Genomic DNA, 3,289 nt, shown 5'->3' on the forward strand with positions numbered 1-3,289 from the left:
GGCTCAATATTTACCTCCCGCAGAATTACCTGATGCTGAATATCCACTTTTATTATCAACTGGGCGTTGTTATTTTCATTACCATACTGGCACAATGACGAGGCGCACTAGGTTGCTTGAGCGCGAAGAACATTTCCCATATGTTGAAATTAACTTTGTTGATGCAATAGAGTTGAACATTCGTGATCGCGAATGGGTGGAGCTTGAAACTCGGCGCGGGAAAGTAAAAGTAATGGCGCGAGTAACAAAAGCTATAGCAAAAGGCGTATTATTTATGCCGTTTCATTTTGCGGAAGCTCCAGCAAATGCGTTAACGATAAATGCCCGCGATGCAATTGCACAAATTCCAGAATATAAAATTTGTGCGGCACGCATTATTAAAATTATTATTTAATTAACTAAAATGAAAATCATGAAAGCATATACTGAAAATGAATTACGCATATTTTTTAAGAGTTTAACTGCTGATTATTCTGTGCAAGTACCGGTTAAATTGCATGATGGTACGCGCACTCTCGGGGAGTTAGATTCAGGGGATTTAGCATTGGCTGGTGGCGCTCTGCCAATGAAACCAACCAGTGTTTTTGCGCCATATCAAGAAGTTATTTTAACTTTCAAAGAAAAGAAAATTGAAGCAACAAAAGAAGCGCAGCCGATATTCGTTGTGGGTTTTACCGCGGAAGATGCAGACTGTTTAGAATATATTGATAAATTTTATAGTAAAGATTACGTGGATTTCCCATATTTCAATAAACGCCAAAATGCTGTGGTGGTATGTGTCACTGGTAAGTGCGGCGCTGCTGGCGAATTATTAAAAATTGCAAATGGCAAATGTGATTTCGAATTAATTGCACTTGGTAACAGTGAATATATTCCTGTTGCTTATTCTGATACCGGGAAAAATTTAGTGGCAAAAATTTCTGGTGGCAAAGAAGTTTCTTGTGACGCCCTAGATAAATTAAAAAGCGCAGCAGAAAAATTATCTCAAGAAGATACCGAGATGTTACAAAAAGTTTCTGCATTAATTTTAGCAAATAAAGTTCCAGATGAGTTTTGGCAGACGATTTCAGATCGCTGTATTTCTTGCACCGCATGCACTTTATGTTGCCCAACTTGTACTTGTTTTGATGTGTTTGATCGAAAGTCGCTTTTGCATAAAAATATCGAACGCGTGCGTCTGCGTGATTCATGTTTATTAGATGGCTTTATGCGTGAAGCGAGCGGGCATAACCCGATGGCAAAAGAATCTCAGCGCACGCGTCGCCGCATTCATCACAAGTTAGCCGCTGATGTTAAACGTAACGGAGTTATCACCTGCTTTTTGTGTGGCCGCTGCGATAAAGTTTGCCCAAGTAACATTGGCATCAAAAGCGTATGCCGCGAGCTTTTAAAATATGTGGGCGCGTAAGTCAAATGCTCGCAGTAGATTTTAACCGCAGGATTTAGGATAATTGAACACGCCACAAATATGCTGAAAAAAAGCCATAAAAATGCCGCAATAACATTAGTTATAATTCTTGGGATTGTCAGCTTTCTTGCTGACATGACAGTCGAAGGCGCAAAAAGTATCACTGGCGCATTTTTGGCATTACTTGGTGCAAATGCATTTATCGTTGGTATAGTTGCTGGCGCAGGTGAATTTGTTGGCTATGCGCTAAGATTATTTTCTGGATATCTTGTCGATAAAACCGCGAATTATTGGTTATTTACTTTTTTTGGTTATGCTTGCAATTTAATTGGTTTGCCGCTTCTTGCTTTCACTGGGAATTGGCGAACTGCCGCGTTCCTCATCATTCTTGAGCGCGTTGGCAAAGCTCTTCGCACTCCAGCACGCGATGCGATGCTTTCACACGCGAGCCACAGCATTGGCCGAGGTTTTGGTTTTGGCTTGCATCAAACTTTTGATCAGTTGGGCGCAATGCTTGGTCCGCTCATTGTAACTTTGGTGTTATTTTTAAAGGGGAGTTACCGTGATGGTTTTGCTATATTATTTATTCCCGGGTTTTTAGCAATCGTAGCTTTAATTGTTGCCAGCAGAATATATCCTACGCCACAAGATTTAGAAACTTCGCAAATTGCTTCACCAACGAAAAATCATACCAATGCTACATTTTGGATTTATTTATTAGCGAGCGCTTCACTTGCTGCAGGTTTTGCGGATTTTCCGATAATCGCCTATCACTTCGCAAAGCACGCAATTTTGAGTGCGACTTTGATTCCATTTTCATACGCAGTTGGTTTGGGCGTTAGCTCAGCTTCGGTATTATTTTTTGGCAAACTCTACGATCGGCTTGGTTACGTGGTGTTAATTATCACCACAGTTATCGCCGCATTTTTCCCAATTTTTGTTTTTTTCGGCGGCACTGCGCTCGCTTTTTTTGGCATGTTTTTATGGGGCATTGGCACCGGCGCGCAGAGCTCGCTTTTAAAAGCAATTATCGGTGATATTATCCCTAAAGAAAAACGCGGGCGCGCCTATGGCATATATAATGCTTGTTTTGGCCTGGCCTGTTTTATCGGCAGCGCCTTGATGGGATTTTTATATGATATCTCACTTTTTTGGCTCGTCGTATTTTCAATATTTATGCAATTCTTATCGGTCATAATTTTTCTCGTCGCCGGAATCCGCCGCGCAAAATAAAATTTTTTTACCTCAAGAAGCTTTGTATTCGGATGCACTGTTTGTGGCAGCTGCTTGTTGCATTTCAGCGTCGCTAATATTGTAAGGGTTAAAGCCATGTCGTAACTTTTGAGTCCAAGATAAGGTATCGTACAGATTTTCTTGAGCTGCCTCTTTATTGTATAAGATAATTGCACGTTGATTTGTTTCAGATAACTGTTTTAAAATTTCACTTGTAAATTTCCCCATCGGTTGGTTATCTCCAGCCAAATTCATTTCATTAGTTCCTGTGATTTGATCTAAAATTTTATCTAAAGAAATAGATATTTCTTTGGCATTAATATCGTGCAAATGATCAAAGCGATTTAGTGTTCTTAAAAGCGTGTCATCGATTATTGTATGTAATTGTCTTGTTGTGGCAGAATTAGGCCCAAATTCTTTTGCAATCTGAGTATTAAATCTTTCAAGTATTGCTTTGCTTTCATCTAATAATTCATTGGGGTTAACTTTCTCTTCTTTTTTGCTCGAGGCGCTTTGGGATCCTGCAGCGGGTAATGAAGAAAGTACACGCGCATCAGAAGATAAAGGTGTATGTGAAACCTTGAGTTCTTCTTCCTGTTTCTCCTCTTCTGCTTTTTCCTCTTTCTCGACCTCATTACTTAAAAGTTC

General features: G+C 40.0%; 4 protein-coding genes. 3 read left to right on the top strand and 1 reads right to left on the bottom strand.

Annotated features, from left to right (window positions below):
• The 3 genes from M0Q46_06615 to M0Q46_06625 all read left to right on the top strand — a co-directional run.
• The coding region (locus tag M0Q46_06615) for a hypothetical protein (GenBank protein MCK9583265.1) at positions 1–394 on the top strand (394 nt) is incomplete at its 5' end.
• Between the two features lie 9 nt (positions 395–403).
• Positions 404–1,408 (top strand): 4Fe-4S dicluster domain-containing protein, encoded by a 1,005-nt coding sequence (locus M0Q46_06620; GenBank protein ID MCK9583266.1) that lies wholly within the window; start codon positions 404–406, stop codon positions 1,406–1,408.
• Between the two features lie 60 nt (positions 1,409–1,468).
• Positions 1,469–2,641: an MFS transporter gene (locus M0Q46_06625; GenBank protein MCK9583267.1), complete on the top strand. Its 1,173-nt coding sequence runs from the start codon at positions 1,469–1,471 to the stop codon at positions 2,639–2,641.
• A 12-nt stretch (positions 2,642–2,653) separates the two neighbouring features.
• On the opposite strand, the gene M0Q46_06630 is transcribed toward M0Q46_06625, so the two are convergent.
• Positions 2,654–3,289 (bottom strand): hypothetical protein (locus M0Q46_06630; protein ID MCK9583268.1); only part of this gene is annotated, 636 nt, incomplete at its 5' end.

The organism is Endomicrobiales bacterium, assembly GCA_023228045.1.
Classification (GTDB): Bacteria; Elusimicrobiota; Endomicrobiia; order Endomicrobiales; family JALOBY01; genus JALOBY01.

Excerpts from the sequence above, each read along its gene's own strand:
- M0Q46_06620 (MCK9583266.1), top strand. The coding sequence starts at position 404 with ATGAAAATCATGAAAGCATATACTGAAAATGAATTACGCATATTTTTT.
- M0Q46_06625 (MCK9583267.1), top strand. The coding sequence starts at position 1,469 with ATGCTGAAAAAAAGCCATAAAAATGCCGCAATAACATTAGTTATAATT.